At 67.3% G+C, this 18,190-nt stretch carries 16 protein-coding genes and 1 pseudogene; 10 read left to right on the plus strand and 7 right to left on the minus strand.

The features are described 5' to 3' along the window. Positions 1-59 precede the first annotated feature (59 nt). A complete protein-coding gene (locus VHP37_22420) occupies positions 60-542 on the minus strand; it encodes a hypothetical protein (protein ID HEX2829121.1) in 483 nt (160 codons plus the stop codon). Positions 543-942: 400 nt separating this feature from the next. On the opposite strand from VHP37_22420, the pseudogene VHP37_22425 reads away from it, so the two are divergent. After that, positions 943-1,158 (plus strand): annotated as a pseudogene (locus tag VHP37_22425) (tripartite tricarboxylate transporter substrate-binding protein). A gap of 44 nt (positions 1,159-1,202) precedes the next feature. Here VHP37_22425 and VHP37_22430 read toward each other — a convergent pair. Next, positions 1,203-2,183, minus strand: a complete 981-nt coding sequence (locus tag VHP37_22430) for a tripartite tricarboxylate transporter substrate binding protein (GenBank protein ID HEX2829122.1) — start codon at positions 2,181-2,183, stop codon at positions 1,203-1,205. 85 nt (positions 2,184-2,268) lie between these two features. On the opposite strand from VHP37_22430, the gene VHP37_22435 reads away from it, so the two are divergent. Both VHP37_22435 and VHP37_22440 read left to right on the plus strand, forming a co-directional pair. Next, positions 2,269-3,036, plus strand: a complete 768-nt coding sequence (locus VHP37_22435; GenBank protein HEX2829123.1) for an enoyl-CoA hydratase-related protein — start codon at positions 2,269-2,271, stop codon at positions 3,034-3,036. An 81-nt stretch (positions 3,037-3,117) separates the two neighbouring features. Beyond that, the gene (locus tag VHP37_22440; GenBank protein HEX2829124.1) at positions 3,118-4,086 is read left to right on the plus strand and encodes a tripartite tricarboxylate transporter substrate binding protein; all 969 of its coding nucleotides are present in this window, start codon (positions 3,118-3,120) and stop codon (positions 4,084-4,086) included. Positions 4,087-4,123: 37 nt separating this feature from the next. Here VHP37_22440 and VHP37_22445 read toward each other — a convergent pair whose 3' ends face one another. From VHP37_22445 to VHP37_22465, 5 genes are read right to left on the minus strand one after another with little or no spacing between them, the layout of a single operon-like run. Next, positions 4,124-5,488 carry an MmgE/PrpD family protein gene (locus VHP37_22445; GenBank protein ID HEX2829125.1) on the minus strand — a complete coding sequence of 455 codons (1,365 nt, stop codon included), beginning with the start codon at positions 5,486-5,488 and terminating at the stop codon, positions 4,124-4,126. Further along, positions 5,488-6,462 (minus strand): tripartite tricarboxylate transporter substrate binding protein, encoded by a 975-nt coding sequence (locus VHP37_22450; protein ID HEX2829126.1) that lies wholly within the window; start codon positions 6,460-6,462, stop codon positions 5,488-5,490. The genes VHP37_22445 and VHP37_22450 overlap by 1 nt, the downstream gene beginning before the upstream one ends. Before the next feature lie 15 nt (positions 6,463-6,477). Beyond that, complete coding sequence (locus tag VHP37_22455) at positions 6,478-7,650, minus strand: mandelate racemase/muconate lactonizing enzyme family protein (GenBank protein HEX2829127.1); 1,173 nt, start codon at positions 7,648-7,650, stop codon at positions 6,478-6,480. A gap of 16 nt (positions 7,651-7,666) precedes the next feature. Beyond that, positions 7,667-8,863, minus strand: a complete 1,197-nt coding sequence (locus VHP37_22460) for an amidohydrolase family protein (protein ID HEX2829128.1) — start codon at positions 8,861-8,863, stop codon at positions 7,667-7,669. Positions 8,864-8,880: 17 nt separating this feature from the next. Beyond that, positions 8,881-9,447 (minus strand): amino acid synthesis family protein, encoded by a 567-nt coding sequence (locus VHP37_22465; protein ID HEX2829129.1) that lies wholly within the window; start codon positions 9,445-9,447, stop codon positions 8,881-8,883. Between the two features lie 136 nt (positions 9,448-9,583). Here VHP37_22465 and VHP37_22470 point away from each other — a divergent pair, with 136 nt between their 5' ends. From VHP37_22470 to tcuA (VHP37_22500), 7 genes are all read left to right on the plus strand, one after another. Beyond that, on the plus strand, positions 9,584-10,960 hold the full coding sequence (locus VHP37_22470; protein ID HEX2829130.1) for an MmgE/PrpD family protein: 1,377 nt from the start codon (positions 9,584-9,586) through the stop codon (positions 10,958-10,960). Then, positions 10,957-11,934 carry a tripartite tricarboxylate transporter substrate-binding protein gene (locus VHP37_22475; protein ID HEX2829131.1) on the plus strand — a complete coding sequence of 326 codons (978 nt, stop codon included), beginning with the start codon at positions 10,957-10,959 and terminating at the stop codon, positions 11,932-11,934. The genes VHP37_22470 and VHP37_22475 overlap by 4 nt, the downstream gene beginning before the upstream one ends. A gap of 7 nt (positions 11,935-11,941) precedes the next feature. Beyond that, positions 11,942-13,423: an FAD-dependent tricarballylate dehydrogenase TcuA gene (tcuA, locus tag VHP37_22480; GenBank protein HEX2829132.1), complete on the plus strand. Its 1,482-nt coding sequence runs from the start codon at positions 11,942-11,944 to the stop codon at positions 13,421-13,423. A gap of 127 nt (positions 13,424-13,550) precedes the next feature. Then, complete coding sequence (locus VHP37_22485) at positions 13,551-14,513, plus strand: tripartite tricarboxylate transporter substrate binding protein (GenBank protein ID HEX2829133.1); 963 nt, start codon at positions 13,551-13,553, stop codon at positions 14,511-14,513. Positions 14,514-14,522: 9 nt separating this feature from the next. Then, complete coding sequence (locus VHP37_22490) at positions 14,523-15,926, plus strand: 3-isopropylmalate dehydratase large subunit (GenBank protein ID HEX2829134.1); 1,404 nt, start codon at positions 14,523-14,525, stop codon at positions 15,924-15,926. Continuing rightward, complete coding sequence (locus VHP37_22495) at positions 15,927-16,658, plus strand: enoyl-CoA hydratase/isomerase family protein (protein ID HEX2829135.1); 732 nt, start codon at positions 15,927-15,929, stop codon at positions 16,656-16,658. A gap of 25 nt (positions 16,659-16,683) precedes the next feature. Next, a complete protein-coding gene (gene tcuA / locus VHP37_22500; GenBank protein ID HEX2829136.1) occupies positions 16,684-18,180 on the plus strand; it encodes an FAD-dependent tricarballylate dehydrogenase TcuA in 1,497 nt (498 codons plus the stop codon). The last annotated feature ends 10 nt before the right edge of the window (positions 18,181-18,190 follow it).

Genomic DNA, 18,190 nt, shown 5'->3' on the forward strand with positions numbered 1-18,190 from the left:
CATACGGCGCGGCGAATCATGTGCTCTTCAGCATCCGGTGAAGATCGAACACACCGCCGCTAACGAGGGCTGGTGCGAACTCCGACGAGCTTGTAACTCCACGTCAACACGTCTTTCGCCGGGGCGGCGCCCTTGCCGTAGTACAGCGCGCCGCCGACCTGCCGTTCGTCCTGCGGGTCCACCGTGACGGGGATGTGCGCAATCGCGTCGCCGATCTCCCGACAGGCTTGCCCGGGCGCACGCGGGCAGTCCTGCAGCTTCACCTCGACGCTGATGCCGGTTACGCGCAGTGCTGTAGATCGGTTGAGGAGGCGTCCGGAAAGCTCATAGGTCTCGTCGAAAGTGCGCCGCACAGTTACATCCTGCAGCACGATTTCCGAGGCGGATATGCTCTCGAGCCCCAGCTGCCGCACGCGTTGCTGGTCGGTGTAGAGCCAGGCGGCGGCCGCCACTGCCGCCACGAGCACGGCCGACGCGACCTTCCGAAAGCCTGCGATGAACAAGACCGCGACGACGATAAGCGGTCCAATCAGCCAAAACATGTGTTTGCCTCAGGTATCGAAGACGAACCGCCGCGGTACGGCGGTTTTATATGCAGAGAACGTGCAGGACGGGTCGCTCAGCAGGCGGGTGTCGACCTGATCTGCGCTCCGGGTGTGCGTGCGCTGGAGAGGTAACGCTCGTCCATGTCGGTGATGCTAACACCGACGTTCGGGACCTTACGGAAGTATCGGCCGCGACGGCAGTATGGAAGAAAGGGTTCGGTATTTGAGGACGCAGGGGTGAGGCCGCACCGTTCCAACATCCTGGCGCCTCACTCAGGCGCCGACGCCTGTCCTGTTGCCTTGCGTTGGGCGCGCTGTATCTGCTCGACGGCGGCGCGAGTCCATCGCGGCGAGCACTGGGGTTCGTCGCTCGCGCCCGCCGACGGCGGCGCCGTTCGTGCGCAGCGGACGCCTGCGCGCGCTGGCGATCTCGAGCGCCAGGCGATCTGCGGCATGGCCCGATGTGCCGACGGTCGCGGAATCGGGTTATCCGGGCTACGTCGCGGTCGGCTGGGCCGAGGTGTTCGCGCCTGCCGGCGTTCCCAGAACACTCCCGCCGCGTATCAACGCCGATATCAACCGCACGTTGGCATCACCGGATACGCGCGATCGGCAAAAGCCCCAGTGCGTGACGGCCGGCGCGGCGCGCCGGGAAGCCTATTCGGGCTTGATACCCGCCGCGTCGGCCACCTTCCGCCACTTGTCGATCTCGCGCTTCAGGAACTCCTGCGTCTGCTGCGGCGTGAGAATGAGCGGCTCCATCGCGAGGGTGTCGAGGCGGGTCTTGTAATCGGGGCTCGCGACGACCGCGCGATGCACCTCGGTCAGCCGCGCGATCAAGGCGCTCGACGTTTTGGCCGGCACCGCGACCCCGAACCACGTGCTCGCGACGATATCGGGATAGCCGAGCTCGGCGAAGGTCGGCACGTCCGGAATGGGCGCGAGGCGCTTGGGGTTCGACACCGCGAGCGCGACGCCTTTACCGCTCTTCACGTGCGGCAGGATGACCGACAGGTCGTTGATCACCAGGTCGACCTCGCCGCCGAGCAGCGCGATCACCGAAGGTCCGCCGCCCTTGTACGGGACGTGCTGGATGTCGATGCCCGTGTGCAATCTGAACAGCTCGACAGTCATCTGGATGATCGTGCCGGTGCCGGCGGAGCCGTAACGCAGCTTGCCCGGCTCCTTCTTCGCGAGGGCGATCAGATCTTTCGCCGTCTTGGCCGGAAAGCCCGCGCGCACCATCAGCACGTGAGGCCCGTTCGACGCGAGCCCGATGAAACGGAAATCTCGCACGATGTCGTACGGAATGTTCTTGAGCACGACCTGGTTCACCGCGAACGTGCTGGTCGAGCCGAAAAGAACCGTATATCCGTCGGGGTTGGAGGTTGCGACGATGTTGGCGCCGAGCGTGCCCGAAGCGCCCGGCCGGCTGTCCACGAGCACCTGTTGGCCCCAGTGCGCGGTGAGCTTCTCCGCGTAGAGCCGACCCAGGATGTCCGTGGGCCCGCCCGCAGCGAACGGCACGACCAGCCGCACCGGCCGGGTCGGATAGCTCTCTCCAGCCCACGCCGGGGCCGCGAGCAACACCGCTCCCGCCAAGGCCGCGCCCACACGAGCCGACGACTTTCTGAACATTGGATCTTCCTCCTCACTTTTGTTAGCGATACGACATTAAGATTGTCATACAATCGTGTCAAGCATCAGCCCCAGGGAGCCGTTCATGACCATCGAACTGAGGCGCGTCGACGAGTTTGCGCTGATTACGCTGAATCGTCCCGACGCTCTCAATGCGCTGTCGTTCTCGCTGCTCGCCGACTTCAGTCGGACGCTGGACGAAGTGGCGCACACCGACGCTCGCGCTCTGCTGATCATCGGCGCGGGCCCCAAGGCATTTTGCGCGGGTGCGGATATCAAGGAGCTCATGGGGCGCTCGCTCACGCAGCAGAAGCGCGGCGCCGCGCTGGGGCAGGAGACGTTCGCGAAGATCGAGCGATTGCCGATGCCGTCGGTCGCGATCATCAACGGCTATGCGTTCGGCGGCGGTCTCGAGCTCGCGCTCGCGTGCACCGTGCGCCTCGCGACCCGCGGCGCGAAGATGGGCCTGCCCGAGATCAAGCTCGGTCTCATTCCCGGCTACGGCGGCACGCAAAGGCTGCCGCGCGCGGTCGGCGAAGCGCGAGCGATCGACCTGATCATGACGGGGCGCACGATCGACGGCGAGGAAGCGCATCGAATCGGGCTCGTGCAGTCGCTCATCGAGGGCGACCCCCTCGAGCAGGCGATGGCGTACGCTCGCCAGTTCTCGGGCTACAGCCTGCCGGTGCTCGGTTTTGCGCGCGAAGCGGTCGGCCGCGCGCTCACGACACCGCTCGCGGAAGGCTTCAGGATCGAAGCCGATCTCGCGACGCTCGCGTACCAGACGCAAGACGCCGCCGAAGGCATGGCGGCTTTCGTCGGGAAGCGCAAGCCCGTATTCAAGGACGAGTGACGTTCATTCAGTCCGCCCGCGCGGACGCGCATTTTCAAAACAAGGACGAGGGCTCTCGTCCGCCAAACGAGGAGAATCATGATGCGTATCGTCGTCAGCAGCTTTCTCTTTGCAGCCGGGGCCGGCCTTGCGCTCACCGCCGATGCCCAGAGCTATCCGACGCGCCCCATCCGCTTCATCGTTCCGTTCGCCCCCGGCGGAACGAGCGATCTGGTCGCGCGCGTCGTGGGCGCCAAGATCGGCGAGGGCGTCGGTCAGACCGTCGTGGTGGACAACCGCGCGGGCGCCGGCAGCACGATCGGAAGCCACCTCGCGGCGACCGCGCCCCCCGACGGCTACACGATCCTCGTCTCGCACATCGGGCTTGCGATCAACGAGACGCTTTTCGCAAGGCTTCCTTACGATGCACTGAAACAGCTCACGGCGATCGCAAGGATCGGCAGCACGCCCAACGCCGTGGTCGTGAAGAATGCGCTGCCGGTGAAAACGATGCAGGATTTCGTCGCGCTCGCCAAGAAAGAGCCGGGCAAGCTCGACTACGGCTCCGGCGGCGTCGGCAGCACGGGGCATCTGTCGGTCGCGCTCCTGGAATACGTCGGCGGCCTGAAGTTCAACCACGTCCCGTACAAAGGAGGCGGTCCTTCGGTCACCGCCACGGCCGCCGGCCAGGTTCACTTCGCCATTCCCGCGCTGCCGACCGCGGCACCGCACATCAAGGCGGGCAGGGTGCGCATCCTGGCGGTCACGGGCGCCAAGCGCTCACCTTCGATGCCGGATGTGCCGACGGTGACCGAAGCGGCCGTACCGGGCTATGAGTTCGACTCGTGGTTCGGGATATTCGCGCCCGCGGGCACGCCTCCGGCGATCATCTCGCGCCTGAACAAGGTGATCGTGACCGCGCTCGGCACCGCCGAGCTGCGCGATCAACTGAGCCGCGCCGGCCTCGATCCCGAGCCTTCGACCCCGGAGGAAATGGGCAAGATCCTGCGCACCGATGTGGCGAAGTGGGCCAAGATCATCAAAGCCGCCGGAATTCCGATCAATCAGTAGCCCGGCAACGTCGGCGTAGCCGCATGCGTGGCGTCGATCACGGCTGATTGACGCGCACCCGCTCGAGCACGGCGCCGATCTCGGCCTCGCGCTCGAGCGCCCATAGCGTATCGAGCAGCCCTTCGCTCGCGCTCTCTTCCATGCGGCCGCGGCAGAGCGCGCGGTATTTCCGGTTGACTTCGTCGTCGCTCAGCGGGTTCTCGAGGTGGCCTTTGGGGTAGCTCCCGCTCTCGACGAAGCGCTTTCCCGATTTCGTGACGACGGTGATGCGGTTCATCATGGCGACCGGGAACGCCCGGGTGAACTCGGGGTTGTCGCTGACGCGGATGCGGTTCATGAGAGGACGCAGCGCGGGGTCGGCGATGCGCGCCGGGGTGAACATGTCGAGCGAGACCGATCCGTCCTGGAGCGCCGCCGCGAGCATGTAGGGCAGGCTGTGGTCGGCGGTCTCGCGCGTCTTCGGATCCCACTTCTCGCGCTCGCTGCCGATCTCGCTCCACGCGAGGTTGTAGGTCTCGACATGGACCTCCTCGATGTCTTCGGGGGCGACTTTCGCGCGGATCTCGAGCGCGAGGCCCATCGGGATCTGCGAGTGGTACTCGGTGGGGAAGAACTTGATGCCGGTGCGCTCGACGCCCGAGCCGCGCGGATGCCTGCCGAGCTCGCCCAACGTGAAAGGCCGCGTGACCTGATCCCATACGCCGTGCTTGCCTTCGAACGCGGCGGTCGGCGCGGTCATGCCTTCGTTCGCGAGCAGCGCGGCGAAAACCCCTCCGCGCGCCGAAGCCGCGCACGCGCAGCCTTTCCACATCGTCAGCTCGCCGCTGCGGGTCTGTCGCGTCGGCACGTTGGGACCGGCGGCGAGGGCGATCGCGTTGCCCATACGCTCGAGATCCAGGCCCAGCAGCTTGCCTGCGCCCACCGCGGCCGCGAACACGACGAAGTAACCGTGGTCCCAGCCCTTGTCGCGCAGCGAAGTCGCGTCGCAGAGCGCGTTGTAAACCTCGTAGGCCGCGATCATCGCGACCAGGGTCTGTCTGCCGTCCAGTCGAAAGGCGTCCGCGACTGCCAACGCCGCCGGCAGCGCGTCGCTCGGATGGCCTTCGCCGACCGAGGTGTAAGTGTCGTTGAAATCGAGGTAGCGGATCGTCACCGAGTTCGCGAACGTCGCCGCTTCCATCGAGGTGAGCGCGCCCGAACCGAGCACGCGCGCGGGCGGCGTGCCATTCGTTTTCGCCGCGAGCTTGCGCGCGATCGCCGACGGCGCGCCGTGGTAACCGCCGACGGCGCAGCCGATCGCATCGACCAGTAGCTTCTTCGCGGTATGGATCGCTTCCGGTGTGAGGTCTTCGTAACGCAGCGCGGTGACGTAGCGCGCGATCTGTTCGGTCGTCTTGTCCATTACTCCCCTTTGATGCCTGCCGCCTTGACCACTTTGCTCCAGCGCGCGAGCTCGGTGCGTATGCGTGTGGTGAGCGCTTCGCCGCCGGCTTCCACCGAGCCGGCCTCGATCCCCAGCGTTTCGAGCCGGGACTGCATCGCCTTGTCGCGCAGCGCCTTGTCGGTCGCCTCGCGCAGCGTATCGTTGACCTCCTTGCGCGTGTGCGCCGGCGTGAAGAGGCCGAACCACGTGACCGCTTCGTAATTCGGTATACCTTGCTCGGCCACCGAGGGGACCTCGGGCAGCAGCGACGAGCGCTTCGCGGCGATCACCGCGATCGGCTTGATGCGGTTCGACCGGATATACCCGAGCACCGATGCGATCGTGGTGAACGAAAGCTCGACCTGACCGCCCATGACGTCGATGAGGGCCGGCCCCGCGCCCTTGTAAGGCACCATGATGTAATTGACGCCCGCGATGCTCTTCAGGAGCTCGCCGGCGAGGTGAGGCGCGGCGCCCGTGCCGCCGTTGGCGATCGCGAGCTTGCCGGGCGACGCCTTGGCGCGGTTGATGATCTCGCGCACGTCCTTGCCGTCGAACTTCGGGCTCGCGACCAGCACGACCGGCGACACGCCCAGCAGCGCGAGCGGCACGAAATCGGTCTCGGGGTTGTACGGCGCACCGCCGTAGATCGAAGGGGAGATCGTGAGCTCGGCGGAGGTGCCGACGAGCAGGGTGTGACCGTCGGGGTTCGCCTTGGCGACGAGATTCGCGCCGATCATCGCGCCGCCGCCGGGGCGGTTGTCGACGATGAACGGCTTGCCGAACTGATCGGTGAAGCGCTCGGCGAGCACCCGCCCGATGATGTCGGTCCCGCCGCCGGGGGAGAAGGGAACGATCATGCGCACCGGGCGCTCGGGGTAGCCGGCGGCCCGGACGCCGCCGCCGAGCGTTGCGAGAAGAATCCCGACCGCGACTTGCAGGTAACGCGACATCTCGTGCTCCTTTGTTTACATCTCGACCCGCAGCCGGTTTATCTTGGCTTCGTCGAGCGTTACGCCGAGCCCGGGCTTGTCCGGCACCTGCACCCGGTGCCCGTGCACTTCGAGCGGATCGGACACGATGTCCTCGGCGAGCGCGCCGCAGATCCCCGCGGAGAACGGCCCCTCGAGCAACGGCCCCGGCCACGCGGCGGCGAGATGCGCGACCGACGCGGTGGCGATGCTCGTGCAGGGATGGTTGCCCGGATAGATGCGCATGCCCGCCGCGTCAGCGATGTGCCAGAGCTTGCGCGAGTACCAGAGCCCGCCGTTCTTGGCGACCTTGGTTTGCACGACGGTCGCCGCGCGCTTGCAGATCACGTGCAGCAGATCGTGGTCGTTGGCGACGCACTCGTCGGTCATGATCGGGATGTCGACGCGCCGCGCGAGCTCGGCCATGCCGTCGACGTCGTGCAGCGGCAGGAGCTGCTCGGCGGCGTCGATGTCGTAAGGCTCGATGCGCTTCAGAAGCTTCAGCGCGCCGTCGAAACCCATGCCGGCGTTCGCGTCGACGCGGATGATCGCGCCCGGTCCGAAGCGCTCGCGGATGCCGCGCACGTTGGCGACGTCGGCTTCGAGATCGAGGCCGACCTTGACCGTGAAACTGCGAAACCCGCGCGCTTGGAAGTCCGCTGCGCCGTCGAGCGTCTCTTCGAGCGTGGGTTTGATGTAGAGCACCGCGCAGCCGCCGACCTCCGAGCGGTACTTGCCGCCGAGGAGCTGGTACACCGGCACGCCGAGGATCTTGCCCTGGAGGTCGAACAGCGCATCGCCGACCGGCGCCTGCGCGTAATAGCTGTGCCAGCTCGCCTCGTCGCACGCTTTCATGATGCGCGCGATCTCGAAAGGGGAGCGCCCGACGATGTGCGGCGCGAAGTGGTCCTCGATCACGCGTATCAGGCTCGAGAGCGTTTCGGCGCTGCCTTGCCTGCGCCACGCCTGTGTCTCGCCGATGCCCACGAAGCCTTCGTTCGTGTGCAGGCGCACGATCACGACCTCGACGTAAGGACGCGCCGCCCCGCTCGCGATCTTCACGGGCGTGGTGAGCGGAACGCGCAGCGGCAGGGTCTCGACGCGGGTGATGCGGACTTCGCTTCCGCTCCCCGCGGCAGCGGCGGCGTCGTGTACGAGCGGCGCGTTCATGGCGCTTCTCCGGGTATCAGTGCGCGGGCAGCGAGTAATCCTGCGGTATGCGGCATTGCGTGACGCGCACGGTGCGATTGGGAGCGGGGGTATTGCGGCTGCGGCCGATGAAGCGGGGAACGCCGTCGGTGACGACGCCGGCGACCGCCGCGATGTCGCCGTTACGCAAGGCGTCGAGCGCGTTGTCCTTGGAGCCGCCGACGCACGCGTCGAGGATGACGACGTCGGCGTCGCGCCCTTCGCGCAGAAAGCCCGAGTTGATGCCGTAGACCCGCGCATTGTTGCCGGTCGCGGCGGCGATCGCGTGCTCGACCGGCATGTCGGTCAGGCTCGCGAGATACGTGATCATGTACATCATGCCGAGCGGCATGACGCCGCTGCCCGTGGGCGTATCGGTGGCGATGAGGAAGCGGTCGAACTGGTCGACCTTGCGCACCATGTCCGCGAGCATCAGCGTGGTCCGGAGGTTGCCCGCGATGCACACTTGCAGCGCGACGTCGCTTTCGTTGACGATGCGCGGATAGTTGTCGTCGGGCATGGCGACCGGCCCGCCGTTCACGTGGAACGAGACGTGGGGGCGCATGCGGATCAGATGGTCCGCCCAGATGCCCGAGGAGCCGGGGATCGACGAGCCGCCGGTATGGACCGTCGTGATCATGCCGTGCTTGCGTGCCCAGCCGACCATCGGCGCGTAATCGTACGGCGTCTCGACCGCCCCGAAACCCGCCTTCGCGAGCCACACGCCCGCCTTCGCGCAGTCTTCGAAATCCTGCTCGACCAGGCCCGGCTCCATGATGATCGAGCCGGCGTACACCCGCATGCCGCCCGGACGGAAGTGGTCGAAGCATTTCTTCGCCGCGATCGCGAGCGCTTTCACGCCTTGCGGGTCCTTCGGCCGCCCGGGTACGTGAACTTCGGAGGCGCCGATCGCGGTCGTCACGCCGCCGTGGACGTAGCTTTCGAGGAAGCCGACCGTCTTCTGGCGCGGCGTGTAATCGCCGAAGGTGTTGTGGACCTGCGAATCGATGAGGCCGGGAATCGCGACCGCACCGTCGGCGTCGATGACGACGTCGCACTGCTCGACGTCGCGCGCGGCGACGGTGCCGACCGCGCTGATCTTTCCCTCCTGCATCAGGATGGAATCGCCTTTGACGTAGGGGTCGCGCCAGTCGCCCGAGACGATGGCGCCGAGGTTCACGATCGCCGTTTTCATGGTGATGCCTCCGTTGATCAGGACAGGCCGTCGAGGCCTTTCGCGCGGCTCTTCTCCAGTCCGCCCACGCGCGCGTTGAGGCGCCCGCGGTTGGCGAGGCAGACGATCACCGCGATCTCGTCGGGCTGAGGCGCATCCGGCAGCATGATCGTCATTCCGTCGTAATGCGAGCGCACGTACAGCGCATCCTTGTAGGCGAGGGGAACGTCAATCGGCGTCCCCGGCGCGGCGCGCTTGGTGAACGAGGAGATCCACGCGGTGCCGCCGCCGAGCGCTTTACGCAGCGGATCGGCGAACGTCGTGGTGAGCACTGCGTTCCCGTGCTCCTGTTCGCCGGACGTGCCCACGATGGCGGCCTTGCCGTAGCTTTCCCCGTGGAAAGGTTCCATCGCGCGCACCGCGAGCGCCGCGAGCTCGCGGCCCAGGTCGGCGCTCGCCTCGATCAGCGGCTTCAGGTCCTCGACGTAGCCGCCGGCGTAGGGATTCTCGATGACGGCGATCGCCGCGACTTTGCGCAGCGGGGTCTCGCTCGCGCGTCCTGCCTCGATCGTCCTGTGCTCGACGAGCGTATGAAAGCTCCTCACGCGAATATCCAACTCGTACCTCCCTTGCGTGCCGTCTTGATTGTTTGACGCGTTACAGGACCGACATTATGATTGTCATACAATCCTGTCAAGGCATATACGCCACCAACTGCCGCGCGGGAGATGAGGAGGAACGGTGGATAGAACGACCGCGCACCTCGCGGAGTACGCGACCGGCCTGCGCTACGAGCACCTCACGACCGACGCCGTGCGCGCGACCGAGACGCTCCTGCTCGATTCGATCGGCTGTGCGATCGGCGGTTATCACAGCGAGCCCGCGCGCATTGCGCGCCGCATCGCCGCGCGTGCGAGCAGCACGCCGCCGGCGACCGTCTGGGGCTCCGGTGCGTCGAGCTCGGTGGAAGCCGCGGCTTTCGCGAACGGCGTCATGGTCCGCTACCTCGACTTCAACGACACCTACATGTCGCTGGAAGTCGCGCACCCCAGCGATTTCATTCCGGCGATACTCGCGGTCGCCGAGGCCCATCACAAGAGCGGCCGCGACGCGCTGCTCGCGATCGTCGCGGCGGTCGAAGTGTTCGCGAGCTTCGCGGACTCGTGCAACCTGTTCAACAAGGGCTACGACCACGGGTTCTACATCTCGCTCGGGGCGACCGCGGGCCTCGGCAACCTGCTCGGGCTCGACCGTGAGCGCATGGCGAACGCCATCGCGCTCACGTGCGCGGCCAACGTGCCCATCCGCCAGACCCGCAGCGGCGCGCTGACGATGTGGAAAGGCTGTGCGGCGCCTCACGCCGCGCGAGCGTCGGTCACCGCGACCGAGCTTGCGCGTGAAGGCATGACCGGACCTTCGGCGATATTCGAAGGCCGCCACGGCGTCCGGGACCAGGTCACCGGTCCCTTCGAGCTCGCGCCGTTCGGGGGCAACGGCGCGCCCTACGCCGTGGAGAGAACCGGCATCAAGTTCTTCCCGACCGAGTACAACTCGCTGCTGCCGCTCGAGCTCATCCTGAAGCTGCGCGAGCACGTCAAAGCCGACGACGTCGAATCGATACACGTCGAGACGTATCACTTCACCTATACCGAGATCGGGAGCGAGCCCGAGAAGTGGCGGCCGACCACCCGCGAGACCGCCGATCACAGCCTGCCGTACATGCTCGCGGTGGCGCTCTCCGACGGCGACATCTCGGTCGCTTCGTTCAGCGAGGAGCGCATCCGCGACCCGAAGCTGCCGCCGCTCATGGACCGTATCCGCATCAGCGAGAACGAGGAGTTCACGCGCAAGTGCCCGGAATCGATGGAGTGCCGCATCGAGGTGGTCGACACGCGAGGACGGCGTTTCGTCGAAGCCGGAAGCCATCCCAAAGGCCACGCGAAGAACCCGATGAGCGAGGCCGAGGTCGAGACCAAGTTCCGCAAGCTCTGTGCGGGGCTGGTCACGGACGCTCGGCGCGACGCGATCGAGGAGGCGGTGTGGAGCCTCGGGGACGCGCGCGACATCGGCGACGTGCTGAATCTGATTCGCCTCGACATCCAGGGAGAGCCCGCATGAGCCGCGCGCCAGCTGCTTTGGTCGCAATCTTTTGCATTGCGCTGTCGATTTCCGCCCATGCCGCCGAGTGGGTCGCGAGCAAGCCGATACGTCTCATCCTCCCTTATGCGCCCGGCGGGACCACCGACCTCATCGCACGCATCGTCGCGGGGCCGCTCTCGAACGAGCTCGGCCAGCAGATCGTCATCGACAACCGCGGCGGAGGCGGCGGTCTGATCGCGATGTCGCTGATCGCGCGCGCCCAGCCCGATGGTTACACGATGGGCCTGCCTGCGCTCTCCGCGCACGCCGCGAATGCAACGCTGCTGCGCAAGTCGCTCGGCTACGACACCGAAAAGGATTTCACGCCGGTGACTTTCGTCGGCATCTCGCCGCTCGTTCTCGTCGTGAACGCCACGAATCCGGCCCAGTCGGTCGAGCAGCTCGTCGCGCGCGCGAAAGAGAGCGGAAAACCGGTGAGCTTCGCGTCCGGGGGGATCGGACTTGCGGCGCACATCGCCGGGGAGCTGGTCAAGCTCCAGTCCAGGGGCGCGAGCATGATCCACGTGCCCTATAAAGGCGGCGGCCCTGCGGCCGCGGGGGTGATGGGCGGACAGGTCGACATGCTGTTCGCGCCCGTCGGTTCGGTGCTGGGCCTCGTGCGCGGCGGCAAGCTTCGCGCGATCGGCGTCGCGAGCCGCGAGCGATCGCCGAAGTTTGCGGGCACGCCGACGCTGATCGAATCCGGCTATCCCAATTTCGTCATGGCCGAATCGTGGGGGCTGCTCGGTCCCGGAGGCTTGCCCGGCGCGCCCGCTCGCAGGCTGCACGAAGCGATGGGCGCGGTTCTCAAGCAGCCCGACGTGGTGAAGCGTCTCGACGAGCAGGGCGTGGAGATCTCCACGTCGAGCCCTCAACAGCTCCGGGACTACATTCACGCCGAGATCAGGAAATACCACGACGTGATCGTCGCGGCGAATATCAAGGTGGAGTGAGGGTGCAATGAATTCATACGACGTCGTCGTGGTCGGCGCGGGCAATGCGGCAATGGCCGCGGCGCTGACCGCGCGTCAGCACGGCGCGCGCGTGATCGTTCTCGAGGCCGCCGATCCCGACAACGCCGGCGGCAACACGCGGTATGCCGCGGGTCAGACGCGCACCACGTATCGCGGGGTCGAAGACCTGCTCGAGATCGTTCCCGATCTCACGCGCGAGGAGATCGCCTCGTCGGACTTCGGCCAATACCTGCGCGAGGATTTCCTCGAGGACGTCGGCCGGCTCACGCAATATCGCTGCAATCCCGAGCTGGTCGAGGCGCTCGTCGACGGGAGCCATGCGACGTTGAAGTGGATGCGCGAGCAGGGCGTGCGCTTCCAGGCGAGCTACGGGCGGCAGGCGGTCAAGGTCGACGGCCGCTACAAGTTCTGGGGCGGCCTGCCGTGCGAGATCTGGGGCGGCGGGCCCGGTCTGCTCGACGCGTACTATGCCGCGGCGGCGAAAGCGGGGATCGAGATCCGCCATCACACGCATGCGCTCGATCTCATCCTCGACTCGCGCCGGGTCGTCGGCGTGCGCTGTGCTTCGCGCGGCGACACGTTCGACGTGCGGGCGAAGGCGGTGGTGCTCGCGTGCGGGGGATTCGAAGCGAACGCCGAGATGCGCGCGCGCTATCTCGGTCCCAACTGGGACCTCGCCAAAGTGCGGGGCACGAAGTTCAACACCGGGCAGGGCCTGAACATGGCGCTGCGCATCGGCGCGAGCGCGGCCGGTCACTGGTCGGGCGCGCACTCGACGTGCTGGGACCTGAACTCTCCCGAAACCGGCGATCTTCGCGTCGGCGACGGCTACCAGAAGTTCAGCTATCCGATCGGCGTCATGATCAATGCGCGGGGCGAGCGCTTCGTCGACGAAGGCGCGGATCTGCAGGTCTACACCTATTCGCGCATAGGCCGCGAGATCCTCGCGCAGCCGGGGATGCTCGCGTGGCAGGTGTTCGACCAGCGCGCGGTGCCGCTGCTGCTGCGGGAGTACCGCATCCGCGAGGTCACCAAGGTCACCGCGCCCACGCTGGAAGCGCTCGCGGACAAGCTGGAAGGCGTCGACTCGAAAGCGTTCCTGAAGACGATGGCCGCGTACAACGCCGCGGTGCCGCCGGGCGAGCCGCAGATCAACATCTCGGTGCGCGACGGGCGTGCGACGAAGGGCCTTGCGCTTCCCAAGTCCAACTGGGCGTACCGCATCGATCGCGGCCCGTTCGAAGCGTATGCGGTCACCACCGGTATCACGTTCACCTTCGGCGGCTTGCGCATCACGCCGCGGGCACAGGTCGTCGATGCGGCATGGGAGCCGATCCGCGGCCTCTATGCGGCCGGAGAGATCGTCGGCGGTATTTTCTTCAACGGCTATCCGGGCGGCACCGGGCTGGTGTCGGGCGCCGTGTTCGGGCGCATCGCCGGCCGCGAAGCGGCGGCCAATCAGGGATGAGTCATCGCCAGCCGACTCCGGCAGGAACGCCGTGGCGATCCGCAACGTGCGCGCTTTTCGGCCGCGCCGGGATTGCTTCGTCGCTGTCGCTCCTCGCAATGACAATTTGTTGAATGGAGGCATCGAAGTGAGAATCGTCGCAACGCTCGTTTTATCAGTGCTGGCGTCCGCGCCGGCCCTTTCCCATGCCGCGGAAACATGGCCGCAGCGGCCGCTGCGCCTCGTCGTGCCGGTGCCGCCGGGCGGCGCGTCCGATTTCACCGCTCGCATCCTCGGCGCCAAGCTCGGCGAGCTCCTCGGGCAGCAGATCGTGGTCGAGAATCGCGGCGGCGCCGCCGGCACGATCGCCAGCGATCTCGTCGCGCAGGCGACGCCCGACGGGCACACGCTGCTGTTCTCGTCGAGCACGACCCACGGCATCGCGCCGTCGGTCTACCGCAAGCTGCCGTACGACCCGATGAAGAGCTTCACCCACATCGCGCTCGTCAATACGATTCCGGCGGTGATGGTGGTGCACCAGTCGGTGCCGGCGAAGACCGTGAAGGAATTCGTCGCGCTCGCGAAGCAGAAGCCCCTGCTGTTCGGCTCGTCCGGCGCCGGCAGTCCGCCCCACCTCCTGGGCGAGCTCTTCAAGATGAAGACCGGCGCGCCGCTGACGCACGTGCCGTACAAGGGCAGCGGCCCCGCGGTGATCGAGCTCGCGGGCGGGCAGCTCCATGCGATGTTCGACGGGCTGCCTTCGCTGCTCGGCAACATCAAGGCCGGGAAGCTGCGTCCGCTCGCGGCGGCCAGCGCCAAGCGCTCGACCGTGCTTCCGGACCTCCCGACGATGGCCGAAGCGGGGTATCCCGGCGTCGAAGGCGGTCTGTGGTTCGGCATCTCGGGGCCCGCCGGCGTGCCGCCGGCGATCTCGGACACGCTCAGCAAGGCGGTGTTCACGGCCGTGGCGCAGGACGACGTGAAAGAGCGCTTCGCGAGCGTGGGCGGATTCTCCTCGCCGCTGGGCCCGAAGGATTACACCGAGTACATCCGCAAGGACATCGCGAAATGGGCGCCGGTCGTGAAAGCGGCGGGCGCGACGGTCGACTGACGCGCATCGGTGTCTACTCTGCTCGACAGGATCTGGTCGCGGCATACGGTCGCGACGCTCGGCGAGGAGTCGCTGCTCTACGTCGACCGCAACTTCGTGCACGAGGAATCGACGCAGGCGTTCGAAGCGCTGGCGGACGAGGGACGGCCGCTTTCCAGACCCGGCCAGAACGTCGCGTTCTGCGACCACTACGCGCCGACGCGCGGACGCGAGCGCGGGGTCGGTGCGATCGCCGACGCCGAAGTGCGTGAAATGATCGTGCAGCTCGAAGCGAACGCGGTGCGTCATCGACTGCGTCATTTCGGAATGGCGCACGATCAGCAGGGGATCATGCACGTCGTCGGACCGGAGCTCGGGCTCGTTCTGCCGGGATTCGTCATCACCGGGTCGGACTCCCACGCCTGCACCAACGGCGCGTTCGGCGCGCTCGCGTTCGGCGTGGGACAGTCGGAGCTGCGCCAGGTGTTCTTCACGCAGACCGTTTGGAAGCGCAAGCCCAAGGCGATGCGCATCGCCATCGAAGGCTCGCTCGGCGCCGGCGTGAGCGCCAAGGACGCGGTGCTGCACGTCATCGCTGCGATCGGCGCGAACGGCGGCAGCGGCTACGCGCTGGAGTTCGCGGGAAGCTGCGTGAGAAGCATGAGCATGGAAGCGCGCATGACCTTGTGCAACATGTCGATCGAAGCCGGCTCGCAGGCGGGCATGGTCGCTCCCGACGCGACGACGGTCATGTTCCTCGAAGAGCGCAGCGCTTTGCGCGACACGCGGTTGTGGAACAGCGCGGTCGAGGCGTGGCTCGCGCTTCATCCGCGTCCGGACGCGCATTACGACCGCGACGTCCATATCGACGCCGCAGCGGTGCAGCCCACCGTGACGTGGGGCACCAGCCTCGACGATTCGGTCGCCGTCGACGGCTGCGTGCCCGATCCTGCGACCGTGGAAGACGGCGAGCGCCGCGCGCGCATGCAACGGGCGCTCGACTACATGGGGCTCGCGGCAGGCACCGCGGTATCGGACATCGCGATCGATCTCGTATTCATCGGCTCGTGCTCGAACTCGCGCCTCGACGACCTGCGCAGCGCCGCGCGTGTCGTCGAAGGACGGCGTGCGCGCGTGCCGGCGGTCGTCTCGCCGGGATCGCGCAGCGTCAAGCGCGCCGCGGAAGCCGAGGGACTCGACGCGGTCTTCACGGCCGCGGGATTCGAATGGCGCGATTCGGGCTGCTCGATGTGCGTCGGGTCGAACGGCGACGTCGTGCAGCGGGGCAAGCGCTGCGCGTCGACGTCTCCGCGCAACTTCGAAGGACGGCAGGGGCCGGGGGCGCGCACCCACGTGATGAGCCCCGCGATGGCGGCTGCGGCGGCGGTGACCGGCCGCATCACCGACGTCAGAAAATTATTGGGAGAAGCCTAGATGAGCGAGATTTCCGTCAAGACCGCGAACGGCGCGTGCCGTATCGAGCTGAACCGGCCCGAGTGCGGCAACCTCGTCACGAGCGAGATGGTGGCGGCGCTCTCCGAGGTGCTGCGCGGCATCGGCTCCGATGTGAAGCTCGTCGTCATCGCGGGCGGCGGACCGGACTTCTGCAAGGGCCGCGACTATCAGGCCGCGCCCGAAAGCGCGACGGCCGGCCGCGCGACGCCGAGCGCGCTGGCGATCCGCGAGCGCATGACCGGACCGATGGTGAGTCTCTACGGGGTGCTGCGCGACCTCCCGGTCGCAACGCTGTCGGTCGTGCAGGGGGCGGCCTATGGTTTCGGCTGCGCCCTCGCAGGCGCCTGCGACATGACGCTCGCCGCCGACAGCGCGCGCTTTCGCCTTCCTGAAATGGGACGCGGCCTGCCGCCGACGCTGGCGATGTCCGCGCTATGGGACCGCCTGTCGCCGCGCACGATCGGCTACCTGGTGTACTCGACCGCCGAGCTCTCCGCGAGCGATGCCCTGGCGATCGGTCTCGCCAACAGCGTGGTGCCGGGTGCCGAGCTCGACGCGCGGGCGGCGGCGCTCGTCGGGACGATCTGCAATCAGCCGTTGGACGCGATCCGCGCGGTCAAGGAATACCTGAAGGAGGCGCCGGCGATGCCCGCATCGGGACGCGGCGGTTTTGGCGCGAGCCTCTTCGCGGGCGTGCTGTCGTCGCGGTAACGAATTCAGAGCAAGGGGGGCAGGTATGAAGGTGCTCGAAACCACCGACGTGGTGGTCGTTGGAACCGGCAACGCGGCATCGTGCGCGGCGCTCGCGGCGCGCGAAGCCGGCGCCGCGGTGCTGATGATCGACGCCGCCGGCGAGGACGACCGCGGCGGCAACACCGCTTACGCCGGCGGCCAGATGCGCGTCGCGTTCAACGGCGTCGACGATCTCGTCAAGGTGATCGGCGGTCTCACCGAGGACGACATCCGCAATACCGATTTCGGCGTGTATACCGCGTCCGACTTCTTCGACGACATGGCGCGAGTGACGCAATATCGCTGCAATGCCGAGCTGGTCGAGTCGGTGATCGAGGCGAGCCTCGACACCCTAGTCTGGCTGCGCGGCAAAGGCGTGCGCTTCGAGGCCGCTTTCGGCCGCCAGGCGTCCAAAGTCGACGGCCGCATGAAGTTCTGGGGCGGTCTCCCGTGCATCGTCTGGGGCGGCGGACAGGGCCTCATCGATGCGCTGCACGCGCGCGCCGCGAGCGAGGGGATCCGCACGCTTTACGAGACACCGGCCGTCGGGCTGTTGCGCGACGGGACGCGCATCGCCGGCGTGCAGGTCCTGCATAAAGGCGAGGCGTGCGAGATCCGTGCGCGGGCGGTGGTGCTCGCCTGCGGCGGGTTCGAAGCGAACACCGAGATGCGCACGCGCTACCTGGGTCCGAACTGGGAGCTCGCGAAAGTCCGCGGCACCCGTTTCAACACCGGCGCGGGCTTGCGCATGGCGCTCGACGTGGGGGCGCGCTCCTACGGTCACTGGTCGTGCGCGCATTCGAGCTGCTGGGAGCTCAACGCGCCCGAATACGGCGACCCGGTCGTCAAAGGCGCGTATCAGAAGCACAGCTATCCGTTCGGCATCATGGTGAACGCGCGCGGCGAACGCTTCGTCGACGAGGGCGCGGACTTCCAGACGCTCACGTACGCGCGCTTCGGCCGCGAAGTTCTCGCGCAGCCCGGCCATTTCGCGTGGCAGGTTTTCGACCAGCGCGCGATTCCTCTGCTGCGCGAGACCTATCGCATCCGCCAGGTGACGAAAGTGCAGGCGCCGACGCTCGAAGAGCTCGCGCACAAGATGGAAGGCGTCGACGCCGAGGGCTTTCTGCGCACCGTCGAAGCGTTCAACGGCGCAGCACCTCGTACCGAAGCGCCGTACGTCTCCAGCATCAAGGACGGCCTCGCAACCGCCGGCCTCGCGTTGCCGAAGTCGAACTGGGCGCGCCCGGTCGATCGCGGGCCGTTCGAGGCGTATGCGGTCACCGCCGGGATCACCTTCACGTTCGGCGGCCTGAAGATCGCGACCGGCGCCGAAGTCGAGGACGACGCAGGCAAATCGATACCCGGGCTCTACACCGCCGGCGAGATGGTCGGCGGTCTCTTCTATCACAACTACCCCAGCGGGACCGGGCTCACCTGCGGCGCGGTGCTCGGCCGCACCGCGGGGCGCGGCGCAGCCCGATTCGCGAGGAGCTTCTGAGGAGCCGGGC

This window comes from Burkholderiales bacterium (assembly GCA_036262035.1).
Lineage (GTDB): Bacteria > Pseudomonadota > Gammaproteobacteria > Burkholderiales > SG8-41 > JAQGMV01.